Source organism: Streptomyces sp. NPDC048565 (assembly GCF_040650935.1).
Lineage (GTDB): Bacteria > Actinomycetota > Actinomycetes > Streptomycetales > Streptomycetaceae > Streptomyces.
Window position 1 is genome coordinate 1 of the sequence record NZ_JBEZIH010000054.1, and the last position, 18,741, is coordinate 18,741.

Genomic DNA, 18,741 nt, shown 5'->3' on the forward strand with positions numbered 1-18,741 from the left:
GGTGGGGGGGCCGGCGGCCCGCGGGGGGGGGGGGGCGGGGTTGTCCCCCCCCCCCTCCCGCCCCCCCCCGCCGGGCCCCGCCGCCCCCCCGCGCGGGGCCGCGCCCCCCGCGGCCAGGTGGTCCTTCACCGCGTCCGGGTCGGCCAGCCTGTTCAGCCTGGCCGGTACGTCGAAGCCGACCAGCAGCACCACGATCACCGTCCCGGCGAAGGTCAGCACGGCCAGTGCCTGCCCCAGGTCCATCCCGGACGCCAGATGCGCCCCGAGCACCGGGGCCACCGCCCCGCCGAGCGCACCCACGTTGTACGTGAATCCCAGCGCGGCCCCTCGGCTCGCGGTCGGGAAATGGCCTCCGATGTACCGCGGCAGCAGTCCCGAGATCCCGAAGCTCGTGGCCTGGAGCACGAACAGCAGGCAGCCGAGCATCAGCAGGTTGTCGTGGACCGCGAAGACCGGGAAGACGAAGGCCAGTGAGGCCAGCAGCGTCAGCGCGTACGCCTTCTTCGCGCCGATCCGGTCGCCCAGGAAGCCCGCGCCCCAGCAGCCCACCATCGTGCCGAAGCCGGCGAAGAACAGGACGTCGGTGACCTGGCCGGTGCTGTAACCCAGTTCGGACTTCAGATAGGTCGGCAGCAGCGACTGGATGGGCCAGGAGTACAGGAACGCGAAGAACAGCGTCACGATCATCGAGACGTACAGCAGCCAGCCGCGTCTACCGCCCAGCTGGACCGCGAACGCCAGGAGCGCGAGCCCCGCGACCACCGAGAGGGCCGGCACCATGCCCTCGCCGCTCGGGGTGAAGACCATGAAGAGCGAGAGCGTGGCGACCACGGCGAGCACGGTGTTGACCGTGGCCAGTCGCGGGGTGCGGAACAGCGGCCGGAAGGGGTTCGGCTTGGCCCCCTGGTCCGCGACGTCCGCCGTCCACTCCTCGGCCTCAGGCAGGGCCCGTCGCATCCACAGCGCGACCGCGATCGGTATCAGGCCCAGATAGAACATCCAGCGCCAGCCGAGCGAGGGCACCACCCAGTCGTAGACCTGCGCGGCCAGGACCGAACCCACGGAGAAACCCGAGATCAGGAAGCCGCTGGCCCGGCTGCGGAGCCGGGCGGGCCAGCTCTCCATGACGTACGTGGCGCTGGCGCCGTACTCACCGGCCATGCCCATGCCGATGGCGAGCCGCGCCGCGAAGAGGCTGTGGTAGTTCCAGGCGAATCCGCAGGCGAAGGTGCCCAGCGAGTACAGCAGGATGCTCAGCACCATGGAGAGCTTGCGGCCGTACCGGTCACCGAGTGCGCCCAGTACCGCGCCGCCCAGCCACCGGGTGATGAAGGCACCGGAGATCAGGCTGGCCGCCTGCACCGCGCTCAGCCCGAAGTCGTCACTGATCTCGGTGAGGACGAGAGTGATCAGGACGAAGTCGAAGCCGTCGAGTACGTAACCGAGCCAGGCGGCGAAGAAGGACTTCCACTGCGTACCGCTCACCTCGCGGTACCAGGGGAGCGTGGAGGGTGGTTTCTGCACGGTGCGCTCCAGGGTGCGGGACGGCCGGTCGTTGCCGGGCAGCCGTCCCGCCTGGTGGGGGCTGCTCAGGGCCGGGCGAGTCCGGCGACGAAGCGGGCGGTCAGGGCGGTGGGTGCGGTGATGGCCGTGCCGACCACGACACTGTGGGCGCCGCGGGCGAGAGCCTCGGCAGCCTCCTTGGGGGTATTGATACGTCCTTCCGCGACGACGGGTACAGAGACCGCGGCCGAGAGAGATGTCACAAGGTCCAGGTCAGGGCCGGTCTGCTTCGGTGTGCCTGGCACATAGCCGGACAGCGTCGTGGAGACGAAGTCCGCGCCCTGCCCGGCGGCGGCGATCCCCTCGTCGAGCGTCGACACATCGGCCATGACCAGGGCGCCCGCCGCGTGCACGGCGGTGACCAGCTCGGCGAAGGTGGAACCGTCCGGGCGCGGCCGGTCGGTGGCGTCGGCGGCGACCACGGCCGCACCGGCCTCGACGATCGCCAGGGCGTGCCGGACGGTCGGGGTGATGTAGACGCCGGTGTCGCCGTCCTTCCACAGGCCGATGACCGGCAGGTCCACGGCCGCGGTGATCGCGGCGACGACCTCCGGCTCGTTGGCGCGGATCGCGGAGCCGCCGCCGGCGACGGCCGAGAGTGCGAGGCGTACGAGGGTGGCGGTCTCGCGCATCGGGTCGCCGGGGGGCGCCTGGCAGGAGACGATCAGCCGGCCCTTGAGGGTGTCGGCCAGGTCCTGTGCGGTCATCGTTGAGCTCCCGGGTGGTGGAGGGGAAGGGTGGTGGTGAGAGCGGCGGCGCCCATGACGGCGGCGTCGTGCCCGAAGAGCGGGGGCTCGGGGACGAGCCCGCGCAGGGGTGGCATCAGCTCGGCGGCGAAGGCGGCCGCCAGCGCGTCGCCGTACAGCGCCCCGACCCTGGGTACGCCGCCGCCGACGACGACCCGGTCGGGGCCGAGGGCGTTCGCGAGGCCGCCGAGGACTCCTCCGGCCGCCGCAGCGCCGGTGGTGATCGCGCGTACGGCGGCGGCGTCGCCCCCGGCCGCCCTGGCGGCCACCGTTTCGAGCCGGTCCACCGGAGCGCCGGTGAGCCGCTCGTAGTGTGCGGTGATGCCCGGGCCCGACGCGATGACCTCCAGATGCCCGGTGGCCCCGCAGGTGCACGGCAGCCCGGCCGCCTCGGCGCTGGGCAGGTGACCGATGTGGCCGGCGATACCGGACGCGCCGTGCAGCATCCGCCCGTCGACGGCGAGTGCGCCGCCCACGCCCGTGCCGACGGCCGCGAACAGCAGCGAACCGTGGCCGCCGGGCAGCGCGGCGAGCTCGGGACCCGCCGTGGCGCGTACGTCGTTGTCGCAGGCCACCGGCAGACCCGTACGGTCCGCGAGGCCCACGCCGAGCGCGGTGCCCGCCCAGCCGCTGATCGAATCGGTTGCGCTGGTGACCATGCCGCTGCGGGGATCGACGACCCCGGCTGCCGCGACGCCCAGCACGGTGGCCAGGCGGCCGGGGTCCACCTCGGCCGCCGCGGCGGCGAGCGCGTCGAGCACCGCCGCCGCCCCGTCCCTGGCGGGGGTCGGCCGGGTGTGCCGGGCCAGCACCGTGCCGTCGGCCGCGAAGAGCGCGGCCGCGATCTTCGTACCGCCGAGGTCGAGGCCGGTCACCACGGAACCGGTCGCCTGCGCGCTCATCGGACCGGCGGCAGACCGGCGGCGCGCAGACGCTCCGCGATCAGCGCGATGGACTCGGCGGACAGCTGGATCTGCGGGAAGACGGTGGCGCCGCTGTCGATGACACCGAGCAGCCGCAGCGCGTGCTTGAAGGAGCCGAGCGCCGACGAGCTGCGGCCCATGTCCTGCTCAGGGCCGACGTCGACCATGGCGAACAGCTCGATGAGCCGCTCCTGTTCCCGGGCCGCGAGCTCCCAGTCACCGGCGCGCGCCGCGTCGTACAGCCGGACGTAGCCCGCCGGGTCGACGTTGCCGATCCCCGGTACGACGCCGTCGGCCCCGGCCAGCAGCGCCGCGTCCACGGTGAGTTCGGAACCGGTCAGCACGCTGAAGTGCGGCAGGGGGCCCGCGGCGCGGCCCTCGCGTCCGCCGAGCTCGACGAGCATCCGGCGCAGCCCGCCCTCGTCACCGCTGCTGTCCTTGAGGCCGGCCAGGGTGCCGTCCTCGGCGAGCTCGCGCACCAGGGCGGCGGAGAGCTTGGAGTGCACGGCCACCGGGATGTCGTAGGCGAACAGCGGCAGGTCGACGGCGGCGCGCAGCCGGCGGAAGTGCTGGGCGATCTCCTTCGGGTGGGTACGCGTGTAGAAGGGCGCGGTCGCCACGAGCGCGTCCGCGCCGAGCTCGGCCGCGGTCCTGGCGTGCTGGACGACCCGGGCGGTCGTCGTGTCGATGACCCCGGCGAGCACGGGGACGCGTCCCGCGGCCGCGGTGACCACGGTCCTCAGCGCGGTGGCGCGCTGGTCGTCGGTGAGGAAGGCGACCTCGCTGGTCGAGCCGAGGGCGAAGAGCCCGTGCACGCCGCCGTCGACGAGGTGACCCACGAGCCGTGTGAGGGAGTCCGTGTCGACCTCTCCGCGGTCGTCGAGCGGGGTGCAGACCGGCGGTACGACGCCGTGCAGCGGTGCGGTCAAGGGCATGGTGAAGGGCTCCAGCTCGTTCGGGACACCGGCCCGTCCTTCCGGAGCGGCCGCCCGGAGCGTTGTCCGGAGGGCGTCCGGCACGGGAGACGGGACCGGAACATGAGACGTAAGATGTCCTATGTCTGCGCTCACCTTAAACAGATGCCCCGGCGGCCGGTCAAGAGGCACCGGCGGCCGGCGACACCCCAGGAGGACCGTTGTGGCCCGCCCCACCATGGCTCAGGACATCGAGCGAAGAATCAAGGAACTGATCCTCGAACGCAGGCTCGGACCCGGCGACCCGCTGCCCACCGAGGCCGAGCTGATGGGGCTGTTCTCGGCCGGACGCGTCTCGGTGCGCGAGGCGCTCAAGTCGCTCCAGGCCATGCATGTCGTCGAGATCCGCCGCGGCTTCGGCACCTTCGTGGGCTCGCTGTCCCTGTCGCCCTTCGTCGAGGGGCTGGCCTTCCGGGCCGCCGTCCGGCACGGGCGGGGCGAGCCGGGCCTGCTGGAGCTGATGAAGGTGCGTGAGGCGCTGGAGACCGGACTGGTCGGCGCCGTCACCGCGGGCGTCCCCGCCGAGGACCTGGCCGTGCTGCGGGCCCTCGTCACGACCATGGAGACCGAGGCCGCGCGGACCGGCCGGGTGGCCAGGGCAACCGACCGCGCCTTCCACCTCGCGCTCTACGCCTCCCTCGACAACCACCTGCTCAGCGAGGTGCTGGACGCGTTCTGGGCGGCCATGGACCGGGTGCGCGAGGACATGGAGGACGGCCACCAGGACCCGGCCGTCACCTGCGCCCAGCACCACGAGATCGTCGAGGCGGTCGCTGCGGCCGACGGCGCGCGTGCCGTACGCGCCATGCGCACCCACTTCGACGGCATCCGCCACCGCCTGGAGCCGGGGCGGGCAGCGGCGGGCGCCTGACCTGCCGGCAGTCGCTCAGTCGCCGGATCTCTCGCCCCCGTACAGATAGCTGGTCGTCCCCGCCAGCGTGTCCCGGCACCAGGCCTCCACCCCGGCCTGGTCCAACGCCTCCCAGTCCGGGGTCCGTTCGACCTGGGCCCGGCCGATCCGGCGGCCCAGCTCCACCAGCCGCGCCCCCTCCGGGGTGCGCTCACGCGCATACCGCCCGAGCGCGTCGGCGGGTGACGCGGACCCGCGCAGCGACCGCTCCAGGCACAGCGCGTCCTGGAGCGCCTTCACCGCGCCGCTCGCCGTGTGCGGACGGGTCACCCCGGCGGCGTCCCCCGCCAGCACGAACGGCGCGTCGGCCGCGCCTGGCGCGTGCAGGTCGGTGACGGGGTGACAGGTCATCGCGGTGTGCGCGCCCCTGGCCACGATCTCGGCCCACTGGGCGGGGAAGTGCTCGTCGGCGATCTCCCGTACGTACGCCGTGTCAGGGGTGCCGGTGCCGTGCGGCTTCGCGTAGATCGCGTACGCCAGCAGCCGGTCGTCGGCCCCTTCGCCCTCGCCGTCCCCGCGCGGGATCAGATAGAAGATCCCGTGCCCGCCCCTGAACCCGATGGTGACCCAGGACTCGCGCAGCAGTTCCAGCGGGCGCCGGTGGCCGGCGAGCGCGCTCATCGGCAGGGTGCCCCGCCACACCGCGTACCCGGCGGGGGAGGGGCGCAGGTCCGGTGCGAGCAGCCGCCGCGTGAGCGACCTGTGCCCGTCGGCGCCCACGACCACGTCGTACTCCTGCGCGTCGCTCTCCGTACGGACGAGGGCGCGCCCCGCCTCCGTCCGTTCGACCGCCAGGACGGGGCGCCCGCGGTGGTACCGCACCGCCGGTGAGGACCCCGCGCTCTGCCGCAACGCCTGCCACAGCAGGCCCCAGTTGCAGGCCGTGACCGGACCGGGCTGCCGCGCGAACTCCCGGGCCGACCGGCTCCCGGCCGCCCGGGTGACCCACACCCGGGTGGACAGCGGGGCCGTCGGCATGGCCGCGTCCAGATAGCCGACCCCGGTCAACTCCCGGTGCAGCGCGGGCGGGATCACGATCCCCAGGCCTCTGCTGCGGAGCTCTCCGTCACTGCGCTCGTACACGGTGACCTCGGCGCCCGCACGGGCACCCGCCACCGCCATCGCACAGCCGGCGATACTCCCGCCGACCACACCCATACGTAAGCGTGTCATCGCCACACCGCCCCTTCCGGATACGGCGCCCATCCTCCCAGCCCTCGGGTGGAGTGCGGGTACAGGCGCGGCGGCGCGTGGGTGCCCGCCGCGTCACGGCAGGTCCGGCGCCCAGGCCACGCCGTTGATGTGCGCGCCGCCGTCCACGAAGAGCGTGTTGCCGGTGACATAGCGGGCGCCCTCGCCCGCCAGGAACACCGCCACCGGGGCGATGTCCCCGTCGGGGTCGCCGATCCGGCCCATGGGGTTCATGGCGTTCGACTGCTCTTCCAGCTCGGGGTGGGCGCCCATCATCCGTCGGTACGCCGCGCTCCTGGCGCCGGGGCAGATCGCGTTGACCACGACCCCGGTGGGGGCCCACTCCCGGGCGGCGGTCCTGGTCAGGGTGCGCAGGGCCTCCTTGGCGGCGTTGTACTCCAGGGTCCCCATATGGGCGTTCACGCCGTTGAGGCTGCACATGTTGACGACCCGGCCCCATCCACGCTCCCGCATGTGGGGGAAGGCCGCCTGCATCGCCCAGAACGGCCCGTAGAAGCCGATGCCCAGGCCCCGGTCCAGCATCGCGTCCGTCTTGTCCTCGACCCGTCCGACATCGCCCGCCGCCCAGGCGTTGTTGACCAGGACGTCGACGCTTCCCCACTCCCGCACCGCGGCCGCGACCATCGCCCGTACCTGTGCCTTGTCGCCGACATCGGTGCGCACGAAGAGTCCGCCGATCTCGTCGGCCACGGCGCGGCCGGTCTCCTCGTTCACCTCGGCGACCAGCACCCTGGCGCCCTCGGCGGCGAACCGCCTGGCCACCGCGGCGCCGATGCCGTCCCCGGCGCCGGTGACGATCGCGACGCGTCCTTCGAGCTGGACACCGGGACTCGTGACTCCGAGCTGCATGCGGGCCTCTGTTCTGCGCCGGACGGGGAGCCCCATCCAAACGCGTACGGCCGCAGGGAGCAGGACGAGTCCCGGTGGGTGGGAGATCCCTCCGGCTACGGGGTGACGGTCACCGTGCGGCTGCCCGATGCCTGCTTGCCGTCGGCCTTGTAGGTCGCGGTGAGCCGTACGTCGCCCGAGGCGCCCGCCGGGATGGTGACCGGGACCTTGATGTTCGCGCCCTCACCGGGCTTGGTCGCCGGGAAAGCCACCTGCTTCGTGGACCATCCGTCGGGCACCGTCAGGTCGAGGGTGCCTGCGCTGCGGGTCACGTCCATGCGGTTGACGACCCGGACGGTGACCTCGGTGGTGGTCCCCGCCTTCAGGGTGTCCGGCGGAGTGAGGGTGATGTCGGCGCAGGTGCCGCCGAGCCACTTCAGGTCGAAGGAGGAGTAGGTGATGGCGTCGACGCCACCGCGCTCGTAGAGCAGCCCGAGCCGGCCGTCGGGCAGCCGGGTCAGTGTCGAGTACGCGGCGCTGCCGGGGTCGACGACCTTTCTGATCGGCCAGGTCTTCCCGTTGTCGCAGGACATCTTCACGGTGAGGTTGCTCCGCGACGACGTGCTCTCGGTGTTGCTGAACAGCAGCCACGAGGACGTGGGATCCGAGGAGGCGGCATCCGGGGCGTAGCGCATGACGGAGCCGTTGTTCGCGGGGTCGGGCAGGTTGGTGTCCTGCGTGAACGGCGTGTAGTTGACGCCGCCGTCCGTGGAGTAGGCGATCGTACGGTAGGGCGCGGAGCGGTTGTTGAGCATGATCCGGCCGTCGCTCAGCTCGACGGTCTTGTTCTCGTCACCGCCGGGCCCGACCGGATTGCCCATCTTCCAGGTCGCGCCGTGGTCGTCGCTGTACGCGCTGACCGCATAGTTGGCCCCGTTGTCGCGGATCGCGTACTGCTGGATCAGCCGGCCCTTGTACGTGCCGTTGCGCACCTGGATGCCCTCGCCGGAGGCCGCGAACATGCCGCCCCAGGCCGGGTTCTTGATCTGGCTGGTGATCCGGCGGTGCGTCCAGGTCACCCCGTCGTCGTCGGAGTAGCTGTAGTCGGCCTGGAGGACATCGGGGTCCGTCTCGTCGTTGCCCGTGGCCGAGCCGAGGAAGCCCTGGTTCACGGAGCTCGCGTAGAAGACGAAGATCCGCCCGGTGGTGCGGTCCACGAGCAGGCTCGGGTCCCCGGAGCCCTTGGGGGCCTCCTCCTTGCGGACGACCTGCTGGGTTCCCCAGGTGGCCCCGCCGTCGGTGCTGCGTCGCAGGACGACACCGATGTTGCCTGGCAGGTCGCCGAGCGTGGGGCGGGCGTCGTAGGAGGCGAGCAGGGTGCCCTTGGTGGAGGTGGTCAGCGCGGGGATGCGGTAGTACGGGGATCCGACGCCCGCGGTGGCGATGTCCTGGGAGGTCAGTTCGCCGGTGGCGCCGTGGGCGGTGCCGGCCGCGGTGGCCACCATGACGGCGGCGGACAGCATGGCGATGGTGACTCTGCGCTGCATGAACGGTCTCTCTTCTGCTGAGGGGGAGAGGTGCAGTGAGCGAGCGGTGCGCGGCGTGACGGGCCGACGCGTCAGGGGATGGAAAGGGTGCACACCCGGCTGCCGGTGTCGAAGATCTGCAGATCCCTGATCATCTTCAGGGCCATCCGGTGGTGCCCCCGCTCGTTGGGGTGCAGTCCGTCGTTGAGCAGGGTCAGGGGGACCTGGCCGCCGTTGCCGGTCAGCCAGTCGTCGTAGTGGTCGACGAAGACCACGTTCTGCTGGGCGGCCACCTCGCCCATGGCGGTGGCGTAGCCCGAAAGCTCCACCCGGCCGGGCCACTTGGCCGGATCGACCGGGTTCGGTGCCTGGAGGACGGGGACGGGAGACCCGGGCAGCGCGCGCACCGAGCCGACCAGCGAGACGAGATTGGCCCGGTACGCGTCGAGACCGAGCCCCGAGGTCGCGATGTCGTTGGTCCCGATCATGATCGAGACGACCTTCGGCGAGAAGGCGCTGACCCGTTCGGCGAAGGACGAGACGAGATCGGCGCTCGTGGCGCCGCTCACGCCCGAATCGATCACGAAGTCCCGGTTCTTCGGTGTGCCCAGCTCCCAGCGGACGCGTTCGGTCCAGTGCTCGGGATAGCTGCGCCAGCCGTTGGTGTGCAGGGCGCCGTGGGTGATGCTGTCGCCGGTGAACAGCCAGGTGGCGGGGGTGTTGCTGTTGAGGATCGTGGAGATCCGGCCGTGGTCGGCGACGACCGGCCGCGGACACTGGGCGACCAGTTCGCTCGCGTCGAGCACCCGGTCCCAGACCGCCGCCCGCTCGACGGCGCCGGTGAAGAACCACTCGCCGGACGGATGGTCGCTGTCGAGGTTCGCCCCGAGCGTCAGCGCCGCCAGCCCGGACACGCTGCCGAAGAACGGGTGCCCCTTCGTCTCGAACACGACCTGTCCACCCGCGTGGAGCCGGGCCCCCGAGGAGTCGACCGTGACGGCGACGGTGTGCTGCTGTCCGTCGTCATAGCGTGTCCGGGTCATGACATTGATAAGTACGGTCCCCTGCTGCCGTACCGAGAACTGCAGCGCACCTCCGCTGAGGCCGAGGGCCAGGTCGGAGGACGGGGCGGTCGGGTCCGAGGCGCTGATCAGCGTCATCGCCTCGTCGTGGTGCGTGGTGCGGAAGGTGACGAGGATCGTCCCGGTGGTGAGCGGGGCCAGGGCTCCCGCTTGTGCCGACAGATCGACGTGCTCGCCGCCGTCCAGATCCACCGCCGTGCGGTGGTCCATCAGTGGGCCGCTGCCGGCAGCGGCGAAGGCACGTCCGGCCAGTGGGCCGGACAGGGCTGCCGCGCCTGCGGCAGCGAGGAGAAGGGAACGTCTGCGCACGGAGGTTCCTCCGGTCAGGGTCGGTCGGCCTGCCCGGTCGGGAGGCCGGCGAACAGGGAGTGCACCCAGGCCAGTTGTTCCGCCCGGTGGTGTTCGGCGCCGCCCTCGTGCCCGTTGAACTCGTAGGTGCGGACGTCCTTGGGGCCCGCGTAACGGTTGTAGGCCGTGAAGCAGGTGGAGGGCGGGCAGATCTCGTCCATCAGCGCGATGGAGAACAGCGCGGGCGCGGTCGCCCTGGTGGCGTGGTGGGCCGCGTCGAAGTACGACAGCGTGCGGAAGACCGACTCGGTGCGGTCGCGGTAGAGCTGGAGGTAGGCGGCGATCTCGGTGTACGGCGGCACTCCGGCGATCCGCGCGCCCCTCGGGATGTTGCACAGGAAGGGCACGTCCGGCATCACCCCGGCAAGCCCCGGCACGAGCCCCGCGACGGCCAGCGCTATGCCGCCGCCCTGGCTGAACCCGGTCACCACGATGCGGGCCGGGTCGACCTCGGGGTGCTCGCGCATCGCCTCCACGCAGCGGACCGCGTCGGTGAACACCCGCCGGTAGTAGTACGTTTCGGGGCTCTCGACGCCCCGGGTCAGGAAGCCCGGCACCGTACCGGCCGCCCCGGCGTCGGTGTCGGCGGTGACGCCGCCCGCCGCCGACCAGCCCTGGCCGCGGGTGTCCATGATCAGGTGCGCGTATCCGGCGCAGGCCCACATCAGCTGCTCGTGCGCGAGCCCACGGCCACGCCCGTAGCCGAGGAACTCGACGACGCAGCCCAGCGGTTCGGTGGCGCCGGTGGGCATGTGCAGCCACCCGCGCACCGGGCGGCCCCCGTAGCCGGGGACGCTCACGTCGTACGTACGCACCTGGCTCAGCCCGCAGTCGACCTGCCGGTAGCGGGGCTTGTCCTGGACTCCGTCGTGAGGGGCCTCGCCCAGGGTGCCGGACCAGAAGGCGTCGAAACCGTCGGGCAGCGGGAGGTCGGGCCGGTAGGTGCGGCATTCCGCGAGCGGGAGATCGGCCGACGGCATGGCTGTGCCCTCCTGGGGTACGGGAAGCGACAGGACAGAAGACGTCAGATGTCCTGTTGGCAACGGGACCCTAGGGAGCTTTGCGGCCGGACGTCAAGGGCGGGGCGGTGGACCGTGCCCCCGCCCCGGACCTGGGGCGGGAGGCGTGGCGTCCGCGGTCAGGGCCGGCCGGCCCCGCGCGACCTGGCCTCGGCGATCCGCCGCCTGACAGGCGCGTAGTGCTCGTCGAGTGCCTTCAGGAAGGCGGGGATGTCACCGGCCCTGGCCGCGTCCACGATGTTCTGGTGGGCGGCGATCGTCGCCGTCTCGTCGGCGTGCGTGAAGCCGTCGAGATGCGGCGCGACGATCGTGTAGACGTCCCAGAAGGCCATCGAGAGCTGGCCGATCAGGTCGTTGCCCAGGGGGGCCACGAGCAGGGCGTGGAAGGACCGGTCGGCCGCGACGAAGCCGTGCCCCTCGCCCGATCCGGTGGATCGCATGGTGTCCACCAGGGCGTCCAGGCTGTCGAGCTGCTCGGGGCTGAGCGAGGAGACGATGCGGTCGGCCATGCCCCGCTCGAAGAGCTCACGCACGTCGACGAGGTCGGCCATCACCTGGAAGTCGTCGTCGGGGGAGAGCAGGCCGCGGAAGGTGAGGCTCTCCACCAGCGCGGACAGGCTCAGCCGGCCGACGTACGTCCCGTGGCCGTGGCGCACCTCGACGATGTCGAGCGCGTCGAGAATCTTGACGGCCTCCCGGACGCTGGAGCGGCTGGCTCCGAGCGCCTCGCACAGGGCCGGTTCCGTGGGCAGCGGGTCCCCGGGGCGCAGCCTCTCGTCGAGGATGTAGCGCTTGATGCCCTCGACGACTTCCTGCCGCAACAGGGTGCGACCGGGTCGCGTGCCGGACATATGTGAACTCCCCACCTCTTGACCCCTCTCGATTGTCAAGCTACGTTCCCACGCTATCAAGGCATCAGACATCTGACGTCTGATGCTCGGATCTTCGTCGGCGTCCCGCGAGCCGCCGAAACAGCTGTTCTCCACCCATTTCCGTATCCCTGCGTCCCTTTGGAGGACCCGTGCCCGAGCTGAGGCCAGCCGGCGTCGAGCGCCGCACCTTCCTGCGTTACACCAGCGTCATCGGCGCGGCCGCAGCCCTCACGGCAGGCCTTTCCGCGTGCGGCGGGCCCTCCTCGACCGCCGACGGAGCGGCCGGCGGGAGCGACGGCAGCGGCACCATCGAGGCCGGCATCTCGTACCCGCTGTCGACCGGATTCGACCCGATGATCACCTCCGGTGCCACGCCGTACGCGGCCAACATGCACATCTTCGAGGGCCTGGTCGATCTCGATCCGGTCACACTCGTGGCCCGCCCCGCGCTCGCCACCGAGCTGCCGAAGAAGATCAACGCCACGACCTATCGCGCCACCCTCCGCGACGGCGCCACCTTCCACGACGGATCGGCCGTCACCGCCGACGACGTGGTGTTCAGCTTCGAACGCATCCTGGACGAGAAGAACGCGTCCCTTATGGCCCAGTTCGTGCCGTTCATCGACACGATCACCGCCGTCGACACCAGGACGGTCGAGTTCAAGCTCAAGTACGCCTTCGCGCTGTTCCCCTCCCGTATCGCCGTCGCGCGGATCGTGCCGAAGAAGATCGTCGAGGCGGACGTCAAGGGATTCGACGCCAAGCCCGTCGGCTCGGGCCCGTACAAGTTCGTCGAGGCCACCCGCGAGGACAAGATTGTCTTCGAGAAGTACGACAAGTACAACGGCTCGCACCCCGCCAAGGCCAAGAAGATGATCTGGCGCCTGATATCGGACCAGTCGGCCCGTGTCAGCGCGATGCAGTCCGGCCGCGTCCAGGCCATCGAGGACGTCCCGTACATCGATGTGAAGGGGCTCTCAGGCACGGCGAAGACCGAGTCCGTGCAGTCCTTCGGCCTGCTCTTCCTGATGTTCAACACCACCGACAAGCGGTTCGCCGACAAGCGGGTGCGCCAGGCCCTGTTCCACGCGCTGGACACCGAGAAGATCATCAAGACCGCCATGGTCGGGAACGCGGCGGCGGCCACCGGCTACGTGCCGACGACCCATCCCGATTACCACAAGGCCTCCACGGTCTACACCCACGACGTGGCCAAGGCGAAGAAGCTGCTCGCCGAAGCCGGCGTGAGCAAGCTCAAGTTCACCGTGCTGACCGTCGACACCGGCTGGGTCAAGGACATCGCCCCGCTGCTCAAGGAGAGCTGGGCCGCGGCCGGCATCGAGGCCACCCTGAACATCGCCCAGAGCGCGGCGCAGTACGCCAAGGTCGACAAGGGTGACTTCGAGATCCTCGTGGCCCCGGGCGACCCGTCCGTCTTCGGTAACGACGTCGACCTCCTGCTGCGCTGGTTCTACTACGGATTCTGGCCGGAGAAGCGCTACGGCTGGTCGAAGTCCGCCGAGTACAAGAAGCTCAAGCAGCTTCTCGACAAGGCCGCGCAGTCGCCCGACGAGGCGACGCGCAAGCAGCTGTGGGGCGAAGCCACCGACCTCATCTCCGACGAGGTCCCGCTCTACCCGATCCTCCACCGCAAGCTGCCGACCGCCTGGAGCGACAAGCAGCTGACCGGCTTCAAGCCGCTGTCCACCACCGGCCTGTCCTTCCTGGACGTCGGCCGCTCCTGACGCCCACCGGTCCGGGCCGCCACCCGTCAGGCGGCCCGGACCCGCTGTCCGCCCAATCGCAAGGAACCCGACGATGGTTGCTTTTCTCCGGCTCGCGCTGCGCCGCGTCGCGATGATGCCGGTGATGATCCTCGGCATCGCGCTGCTGGTCTTCGTGGTGCTGCAGTTCTCGCCGGCCGACCCGGCCTTCAACGCGCTCGGAGAGAGCGCCAGCCCCGAGGCCAGGGAGGCCTTCGCCGAGGCCAACGGGCTCAACGACCCGCTGCCTGTCCGCTACTTCCACTTCCTCGGCCAGCTGCTCCACTTCGATCTCGGGATGACCGTCCCTCCGAGTCAGCCCGTGGTCGACCGGATCACGGCGGCCTTCCCGCTCACTCTCCAGCTCACCATCCTCGGGCTGATCATCGCCATCGTCCTCGCCGTCCTCGGTGGTGTCCTCGGCGCGATGTACCGCGACCGCTGGCCGGACCAGCTCTTCCGGGTGCTCTCCATGGCCGGGGTCGCCGTGCCGTCCTTCTGGCTCGGCGTCCTGCTCATCCAGCAGTTCGCGCTGAACATCCAGATCTTCCCGACCGGCGGCTACACCAACCCCGCCGACTCGTTCAGCGGGTGGCTCACCACCATGGTGCTGCCCGCCGTGTCACTCGCGGTGCCCGTCGCGGCGTCGCTCGCCCGCCTCATCCGCACCTCGATGGTCACCGAACTCGACCGGGACTACGTCCGTACCGCCCAGGGCAACGGCCTGCCGGTCTTCCTCGTGATCCGCTCGGTGCTGCGCAACGCGCTCGTCACCCCGCTCACCGTGCTCGGTGTCAAGGTCGGCTACCTGCTCAGCGGCGCCGTCGTCATCGAGGCGATCTTCGACCTGCCCGGCATGGGCAAACTCATCCTCGAAGGTGTCACCGGCGGCGACGTCGCCCTGGTCCAAGGCACCGTACTGACCATCGCCATCGCCTTCCTGGTGGTCAACGTCATCGTCGACCTGCTCTACCTGCTGGTCAACCCGCGCATCAGGACGGTGTGACATGTTCGCCACGGGCCGTCTGGCCAAAAAGCTCTCCCGACCGGGCATCGCCTTCCGTGCCCTCCCGGTCACCTCCCGCATCGCCCTCGGCGTACTGATCGTCGTCGTCCTCGGCGCCGTGCTCGCCCCTCTGCTCACCCAGGACCCTCTGGCCACGGGCACCCCCGTGGAGGCACCCAGCGGAGCGCACTGGTTCGGCACCGACCGCGCGGGGCGCGACATCTTCGCCCGCGTGGTGCACGGATCGCGCTACTCGCTGATCATCGGCCTCGGCGCGACCGCCGTCGCCCTGGTCGTCGGAGCCGTCCTCGGCTCGCTCGCCGCCACCTCGCGCAAGCTCGGCGACGAGTCGATCATGCGCACCCTCGACGTCGTGATGTCGTTCCCGCCGATCGCGCTCGCCGCCGTCCTGGTCGCCGTCTTCGGCACCAGCATCCCGGTGATCATCTTCACGATCGCCTTCGTCTACAGCCCGTCCCTGGCCCGTGTCGTACGCGCCAACGTGCTCGCGCAGTACGGCGAGGACTACGTGGCGGCGGAGAAGGTCATCGGAGCCAGGCGCGCCTACATCGTGCTCCGCCACGTCGCCGTCAACTGCATGGCCCCGGTCATGGTGTTCGCGACCGTCATGGTCGCCGAGTCCATCATCTTCGAGGCCAGCCTCTCCTTCATCGGAGCCGGTGTGCAGGACCCCGACCCCAGCTGGGGCAGCGTCCTCGCCTACGGCCGGCAGATCCTCCTCGCCGGCGGCTGGTGGGCCACCTTCTTCCCCGGCCTGGCCCTCCTGATCACCGTCCTCGCGCTCAACGTCCTCTCCGAAGGCCTCACGGACGCCTCGGCGGCACCCAAGAGCGCCCGCGCCACCACCGACCCCACCGCCACCACGGCGCCGGACCCGGTCGAGGCCGCCTCCAGCGTCGACATCGACGCCGCCCTCGCCAAGCTCGCCGGGCACATCGACGCGACCGAGCCCACCATCACCCCGGTACCCGAGGACGCCGACGAACTCCTCGTCGTACGCGACCTGGCGATCCGCTTCCCGGACCGCTACGGCGAGATCCCCGTCGTCGACAGGCTGAACTTCACCGTCCACGAGGGCGAGACCCTCGGCCTGGTCGGCGAGTCCGGCTGCGGCAAGTCCATCACCAGCCTCGCCGTCATGGGTCTCCTGGCCCGCAACGCCGAGGTCAGCGGCGAGATCCTCTACCGCGGCCGGGACCTGCTGAAGCTCCCGCCCAAGGAACGCCGCGCCCTGATGGGCCCGGAGATCGCGATGGTCTACCAGGACGCGCTCTCCTCCCTCAACCCCTCCGTGCTCGTCGGCACCCAGCTGAAGCAGCTGACCTCGCGCGGCGGCACGAAGACCCCCGCCGAGCTCCTCGAACTCGTCGGTCTCTCGCCCGAGCGCACCCTGCGCAGCTACCCGCACGAGCTCTCCGGCGGCCAGCGCCAGCGCGTCCTCATCGCCATGGCCCTGTCCCGCAGCCCCCGCCTGCTGATCGCGGACGAACCGACCACCGCCCTCGACGTGACCGTCCAGGCCCAGGTCGTCGAACTCCTCATCCGGCTCCGCGACGAGCTCGGCTTCGCCATGGTGCTGGTCTCGCACGACCTCGCCCTGGTCGGCGACCTCTCGCACCGGGTCGCCGTCATGTACGCCGGCCGGCTCGCCGAGATCGGCGACACCCGGTCCATCCTCACCGACCCCACCCACCACTACAGTCGCGGCCTCCTCGGCTCCGTCGTCTCCGTGGAAGCCGGCGCCGACCGGCTGCACCAGATCCGCGGAGTCGTCCCCGCCCCCCAGGGCTTCGGCGAGGGATGCCGCTTCGCCGGGCGCTGCGGGGCCGCGACCGATCTCTGTCGTACGACGACCCCCGTCCTCACCGTGCGAGGCACCGCGAAGGACCACGGCTTCGCCTGCCACCACCCGGCCGAGGCCGCCGCGAAGAAGCTGGAAGGGAGCGCCCTGTGATCAAGCTCGACGGCGTTCACGTACGCCACAAGGCACGCAGTGGAGGCCTCTTCAGCCGCGACGCCGTCCACGCGCTCACCGACGCGACGCTGGAGGTCAAGCGCGGCGAGATCGTGGGCCTGGTCGGCGAGTCGGGCTGCGGCAAGTCCACGCTGGCCCGGGTGCTGACCGGACTCCAGAAGCCCACCGAGGGCGAGGTCACCTTCCATGGGCGCGACCTGTGGGAGATGACGGGCTCCGAACGGCGCAACGACTTCGGCTCGGCCGTCGGCGTCGTCTTCCAGGACCCCTCCACCGCGCTCAACCCGCGCCTCACCGTCCGCCAGATCCTGCTCGACCCGCTGAACGTGCACCGGCGCGGCACCCGGGAGGAGCGCGAGGCCCGCGTCGAGGAACTCCTCGACCTGGTCGGGCTGCCCGGCCACACCCTCGCCGCGCTGCCAGGACAGCTCTCCGGCGGCCAGCGCCAGCGCGTCGCCATCGCCCGCGCCCTGGCGCTCGAACCGGAACTGATCGTCGCCGACGAACCCACCTCGGCGCTCGACGTCTCCGTACGTGCCCAGGTGCTCAACCTCCTCGTCGACCTGCGCGAACGCCTGGGCCTCGGCATGGTGTTCATCTCGCACGACATCCAGACCGTGCGCTACCTCGCCGACCGCATCGCCGTTCTCTACCTCGGCCGCATCGTCGAGGAGGGCCGGGCCGCCGATGTGGCGGGCGCCCCGAGGCACCCGTACACCGAGGCGCTGCTCTCCGCGACGCCCAGCCTGCTGGAGGTGACGGAACGCATCGTGCTCACCGGCCCGGTGCCCTCCGCCACCAACCCGCCGCCGGGCTGTCCCTTCAGCACCCGCTGCTGGAAGGCGGACGCGGAGTGCTCCGCGCTCTTCCCGGCCGAGACCCTCACAACCGGCGAGCACCGCTGGCACTGCGTCCACCCCCAGACACCCGCCCCCGCGTCATCCACCGATGACCGGACCCCCGTACCGCCCGCAAGGAGCACCGCATGACCGCCCGTACCGCCCCGTACACCGGAGTGATCCCGCCCGTCGTCACGCCGCTCACCGCTGACGGGGAGCTGGACAGGGCCTCCCTCGAGCGGGTCGTCGGCCATCTCATCGACGGAGGCGTCAGCGGACTCTTCGCGCTGGGCAGCTCCGGCGAGACCGCCTACCTGACGCCCGGACAGCAGGACGAGGTCATCAAGGTGATCACCTCGGCTTCCGCAGGACAGGTCCCGGTCCTGGTCGGCGCCATCGAGACCACCACCAACCGGGCGATCGAGAGGGCCAACGCGGCGGCCGGTCTCGGCGCCGACGCCGTGGTGGTCACCGCGCCCTTCTACACGCGCACCCACGCCACCGAGATCGACCGCCACTTCCGGGACATCGCGGCTGCCGTCGACCGCCCGGTCCTCGCCTACGACGTACCGGTGTGCGTGCACAGCAAGCTGGACCCCGAGCTGCTCCTCCCGCTCGCCGCGGACGGGGTGCTCGCCGGGGTGAAGGACTCCAGCGGCGACGACGGTTCCTTCCGCCGGCTGGCCATCGGAGCGCGGGAGCTGTCCGGCTTCTCGGTCCTGACCGGCCATGAGCTGGTGGTCGACGCCATGATGCTGAGTGGCGCCGACGGTTCCGTACCGGGCCTCGGCAATGTGGACCCGCACGGCTACGTGAAGCTGCACGAGGCCGCAGTGCGCGGTGACTGGGCCGCAGCCAAGGCCGAACAGGACCGGCTCGTCGGGCTGTTCGACATCGTCACCGCCGCCGTACCCGGCACCGCGTCGGCGACGGCCGCCGGGCTCGGGGCCTTCAAGACCGCCCTGATGCTGCGCGGCGTCATCGCGACCAACGTGATGAGCCCGCCGATGCGCCGCCTCGACGACGCGGAGACGGCCGTGATCGCGAAGTACCTGGACCGGGCGGGCCTGTCCCGCGCCTGACACACGGGACCGGAACGGACGGAGGGGCCGCCCGGCAGCGACTGCGCTGCCG

The 18,741-nt window shown here is 71.3% G+C and carries 16 protein-coding genes; 6 read left to right on the forward strand and 10 right to left on the reverse strand.

The window, feature by feature from the left end; all coding sequences use genetic code 11:
• The 4 genes from AB0C75_RS35605 to AB0C75_RS35620 all read right to left on the reverse strand — a co-directional run.
• Positions 1 to 1,524: sialate:H+ symport family MFS transporter (locus AB0C75_RS35605; RefSeq protein WP_362896637.1), on the reverse strand; the 1,524-nt coding region annotated here is incomplete at its 3' end.
• A gap of 65 nt (positions 1,525 to 1,589) precedes the next feature.
• Positions 1,590 to 2,270, reverse strand: coding sequence for an N-acetylmannosamine-6-phosphate 2-epimerase (locus AB0C75_RS35610; RefSeq protein ID WP_362896639.1), 681 nt, complete (start codon positions 2,268 to 2,270; stop codon positions 1,590 to 1,592).
• Complete coding sequence (locus AB0C75_RS35615) at positions 2,267 to 3,211, reverse strand: ROK family protein (RefSeq protein WP_362896641.1); 945 nt, start codon at positions 3,209 to 3,211, stop codon at positions 2,267 to 2,269. Before AB0C75_RS35615 ends, AB0C75_RS35610 begins: the two co-directional genes overlap by 4 nt.
• Positions 3,208 to 4,167 (reverse strand): dihydrodipicolinate synthase family protein, encoded by a 960-nt coding sequence (locus tag AB0C75_RS35620; protein WP_362896643.1) that lies wholly within the window; start codon positions 4,165 to 4,167, stop codon positions 3,208 to 3,210. The genes AB0C75_RS35615 and AB0C75_RS35620 overlap by 4 nt, the downstream gene beginning before the upstream one ends.
• Positions 4,168 to 4,369: 202 nt before the next feature.
• On the opposite strand from AB0C75_RS35620, the gene AB0C75_RS35625 reads away from it, so the two are divergent.
• Entirely contained in the window at positions 4,370 to 5,077 is a 708-nt protein-coding gene (locus AB0C75_RS35625; RefSeq protein WP_362896645.1) for an FCD domain-containing protein, read from the forward strand.
• A gap of 15 nt (positions 5,078 to 5,092) precedes the next feature.
• Here the strand turns inward: AB0C75_RS35625 and AB0C75_RS35630 are convergent, their stop codons facing one another.
• From AB0C75_RS35630 to AB0C75_RS35655, 6 genes are all read right to left on the reverse strand, one after another.
• Entirely contained in the window at positions 5,093 to 6,289 is a 1,197-nt protein-coding gene (locus tag AB0C75_RS35630) for an FAD-dependent monooxygenase (RefSeq protein WP_362896647.1), read from the reverse strand.
• Positions 6,290 to 6,382: 93 nt separating this feature from the next.
• Complete coding sequence (locus AB0C75_RS35635) at positions 6,383 to 7,177, reverse strand: glucose 1-dehydrogenase (protein WP_362896649.1); 795 nt, start codon at positions 7,175 to 7,177, stop codon at positions 6,383 to 6,385.
• Positions 7,178 to 7,272: 95 nt separating this feature from the next.
• Positions 7,273 to 8,703, reverse strand: a complete 1,431-nt coding sequence (locus AB0C75_RS35640; RefSeq protein WP_362896651.1) for an exo-alpha-sialidase — start codon at positions 8,701 to 8,703, stop codon at positions 7,273 to 7,275.
• Positions 8,704 to 8,774: 71 nt separating this feature from the next.
• Positions 8,775 to 10,073: a GDSL-type esterase/lipase family protein gene (locus AB0C75_RS35645; RefSeq protein ID WP_362896653.1), complete on the reverse strand. Its 1,299-nt coding sequence runs from the start codon at positions 10,071 to 10,073 to the stop codon at positions 8,775 to 8,777.
• Positions 10,074 to 10,087: 14 nt separating this feature from the next.
• Positions 10,088 to 11,092: an acetylxylan esterase gene (locus AB0C75_RS35650; RefSeq protein ID WP_362896655.1), complete on the reverse strand. Its 1,005-nt coding sequence runs from the start codon at positions 11,090 to 11,092 to the stop codon at positions 10,088 to 10,090.
• 158 nt (positions 11,093 to 11,250) lie between these two features.
• Entirely contained in the window at positions 11,251 to 11,982 is a 732-nt protein-coding gene (locus AB0C75_RS35655) for a FadR/GntR family transcriptional regulator (protein ID WP_362896657.1), read from the reverse strand.
• Positions 11,983 to 12,152: 170 nt separating this feature from the next.
• Here AB0C75_RS35655 and AB0C75_RS35660 point away from each other — a divergent pair, with 170 nt between their 5' ends.
• The 5 genes from AB0C75_RS35660 (at position 12,153) to AB0C75_RS35680 (ending at position 18,689) form a co-directional block, all read left to right on the forward strand.
• Complete coding sequence (locus AB0C75_RS35660) at positions 12,153 to 13,748, forward strand: ABC transporter substrate-binding protein (protein ID WP_362896659.1); 1,596 nt, start codon at positions 12,153 to 12,155, stop codon at positions 13,746 to 13,748.
• A gap of 73 nt (positions 13,749 to 13,821) precedes the next feature.
• Positions 13,822 to 14,772 (forward strand): ABC transporter permease, encoded by a 951-nt coding sequence (locus tag AB0C75_RS35665; RefSeq protein ID WP_362896661.1) that lies wholly within the window; start codon positions 13,822 to 13,824, stop codon positions 14,770 to 14,772.
• 1 nt (position 14,773) lies between these two features.
• Entirely contained in the window at positions 14,774 to 16,747 is a 1,974-nt protein-coding gene (locus tag AB0C75_RS35670) for a dipeptide/oligopeptide/nickel ABC transporter permease/ATP-binding protein (protein WP_362896663.1), read from the forward strand.
• Complete coding sequence (locus AB0C75_RS35675) at positions 16,744 to 17,757, forward strand: ABC transporter ATP-binding protein (protein ID WP_362896665.1); 1,014 nt, start codon at positions 16,744 to 16,746, stop codon at positions 17,755 to 17,757. Before AB0C75_RS35670 ends, AB0C75_RS35675 begins: the two co-directional genes overlap by 4 nt.
• Positions 17,754 to 18,689: a dihydrodipicolinate synthase family protein gene (locus AB0C75_RS35680; RefSeq protein ID WP_362896667.1), complete on the forward strand. Its 936-nt coding sequence runs from the start codon at positions 17,754 to 17,756 to the stop codon at positions 18,687 to 18,689. Before AB0C75_RS35675 ends, AB0C75_RS35680 begins: the two co-directional genes overlap by 4 nt.
• The last annotated feature ends 52 nt before the right edge of the window (positions 18,690 to 18,741 follow it).

Coding starts and splice junctions, on each gene's coding strand:
- AB0C75_RS35640 (WP_362896651.1), bottom strand. CDS start 8,703: ATGCAGCGCAGAGTCACCATCGCCATGCTGTCCGCCGCCGTCATGGTG.
- AB0C75_RS35650 (WP_362896655.1), bottom strand. CDS start 11,092: ATGCCGTCGGCCGATCTCCCGCTCGCGGAATGCCGCACCTACCGGCCC.
- AB0C75_RS35665 (WP_362896661.1), top strand. CDS start 13,822: ATGGTTGCTTTTCTCCGGCTCGCGCTGCGCCGCGTCGCGATGATGCCG.
- AB0C75_RS35615 (WP_362896641.1), bottom strand. CDS start 3,211: ATGAGCGCGCAGGCGACCGGTTCCGTGGTGACCGGCCTCGACCTCGGC.
- AB0C75_RS35630 (WP_362896647.1), bottom strand. CDS start 6,289: ATGACACGCTTACGTATGGGTGTGGTCGGCGGGAGTATCGCCGGCTGT.
- AB0C75_RS35610 (WP_362896639.1), bottom strand. CDS start 2,270: ATGACCGCACAGGACCTGGCCGACACCCTCAAGGGCCGGCTGATCGTC.
- AB0C75_RS35655 (WP_362896657.1), bottom strand. CDS start 11,982: ATGTCCGGCACGCGACCCGGTCGCACCCTGTTGCGGCAGGAAGTCGTC.
- AB0C75_RS35680 (WP_362896667.1), top strand. CDS start 17,754: ATGACCGCCCGTACCGCCCCGTACACCGGAGTGATCCCGCCCGTCGTC.
- AB0C75_RS35620 (WP_362896643.1), bottom strand. CDS start 4,167: ATGCCCTTGACCGCACCGCTGCACGGCGTCGTACCGCCGGTCTGCACC.
- AB0C75_RS35670 (WP_362896663.1), top strand. CDS start 14,774: ATGTTCGCCACGGGCCGTCTGGCCAAAAAGCTCTCCCGACCGGGCATC.
- AB0C75_RS35635 (WP_362896649.1), bottom strand. CDS start 7,177: ATGCAGCTCGGAGTCACGAGTCCCGGTGTCCAGCTCGAAGGACGCGTC.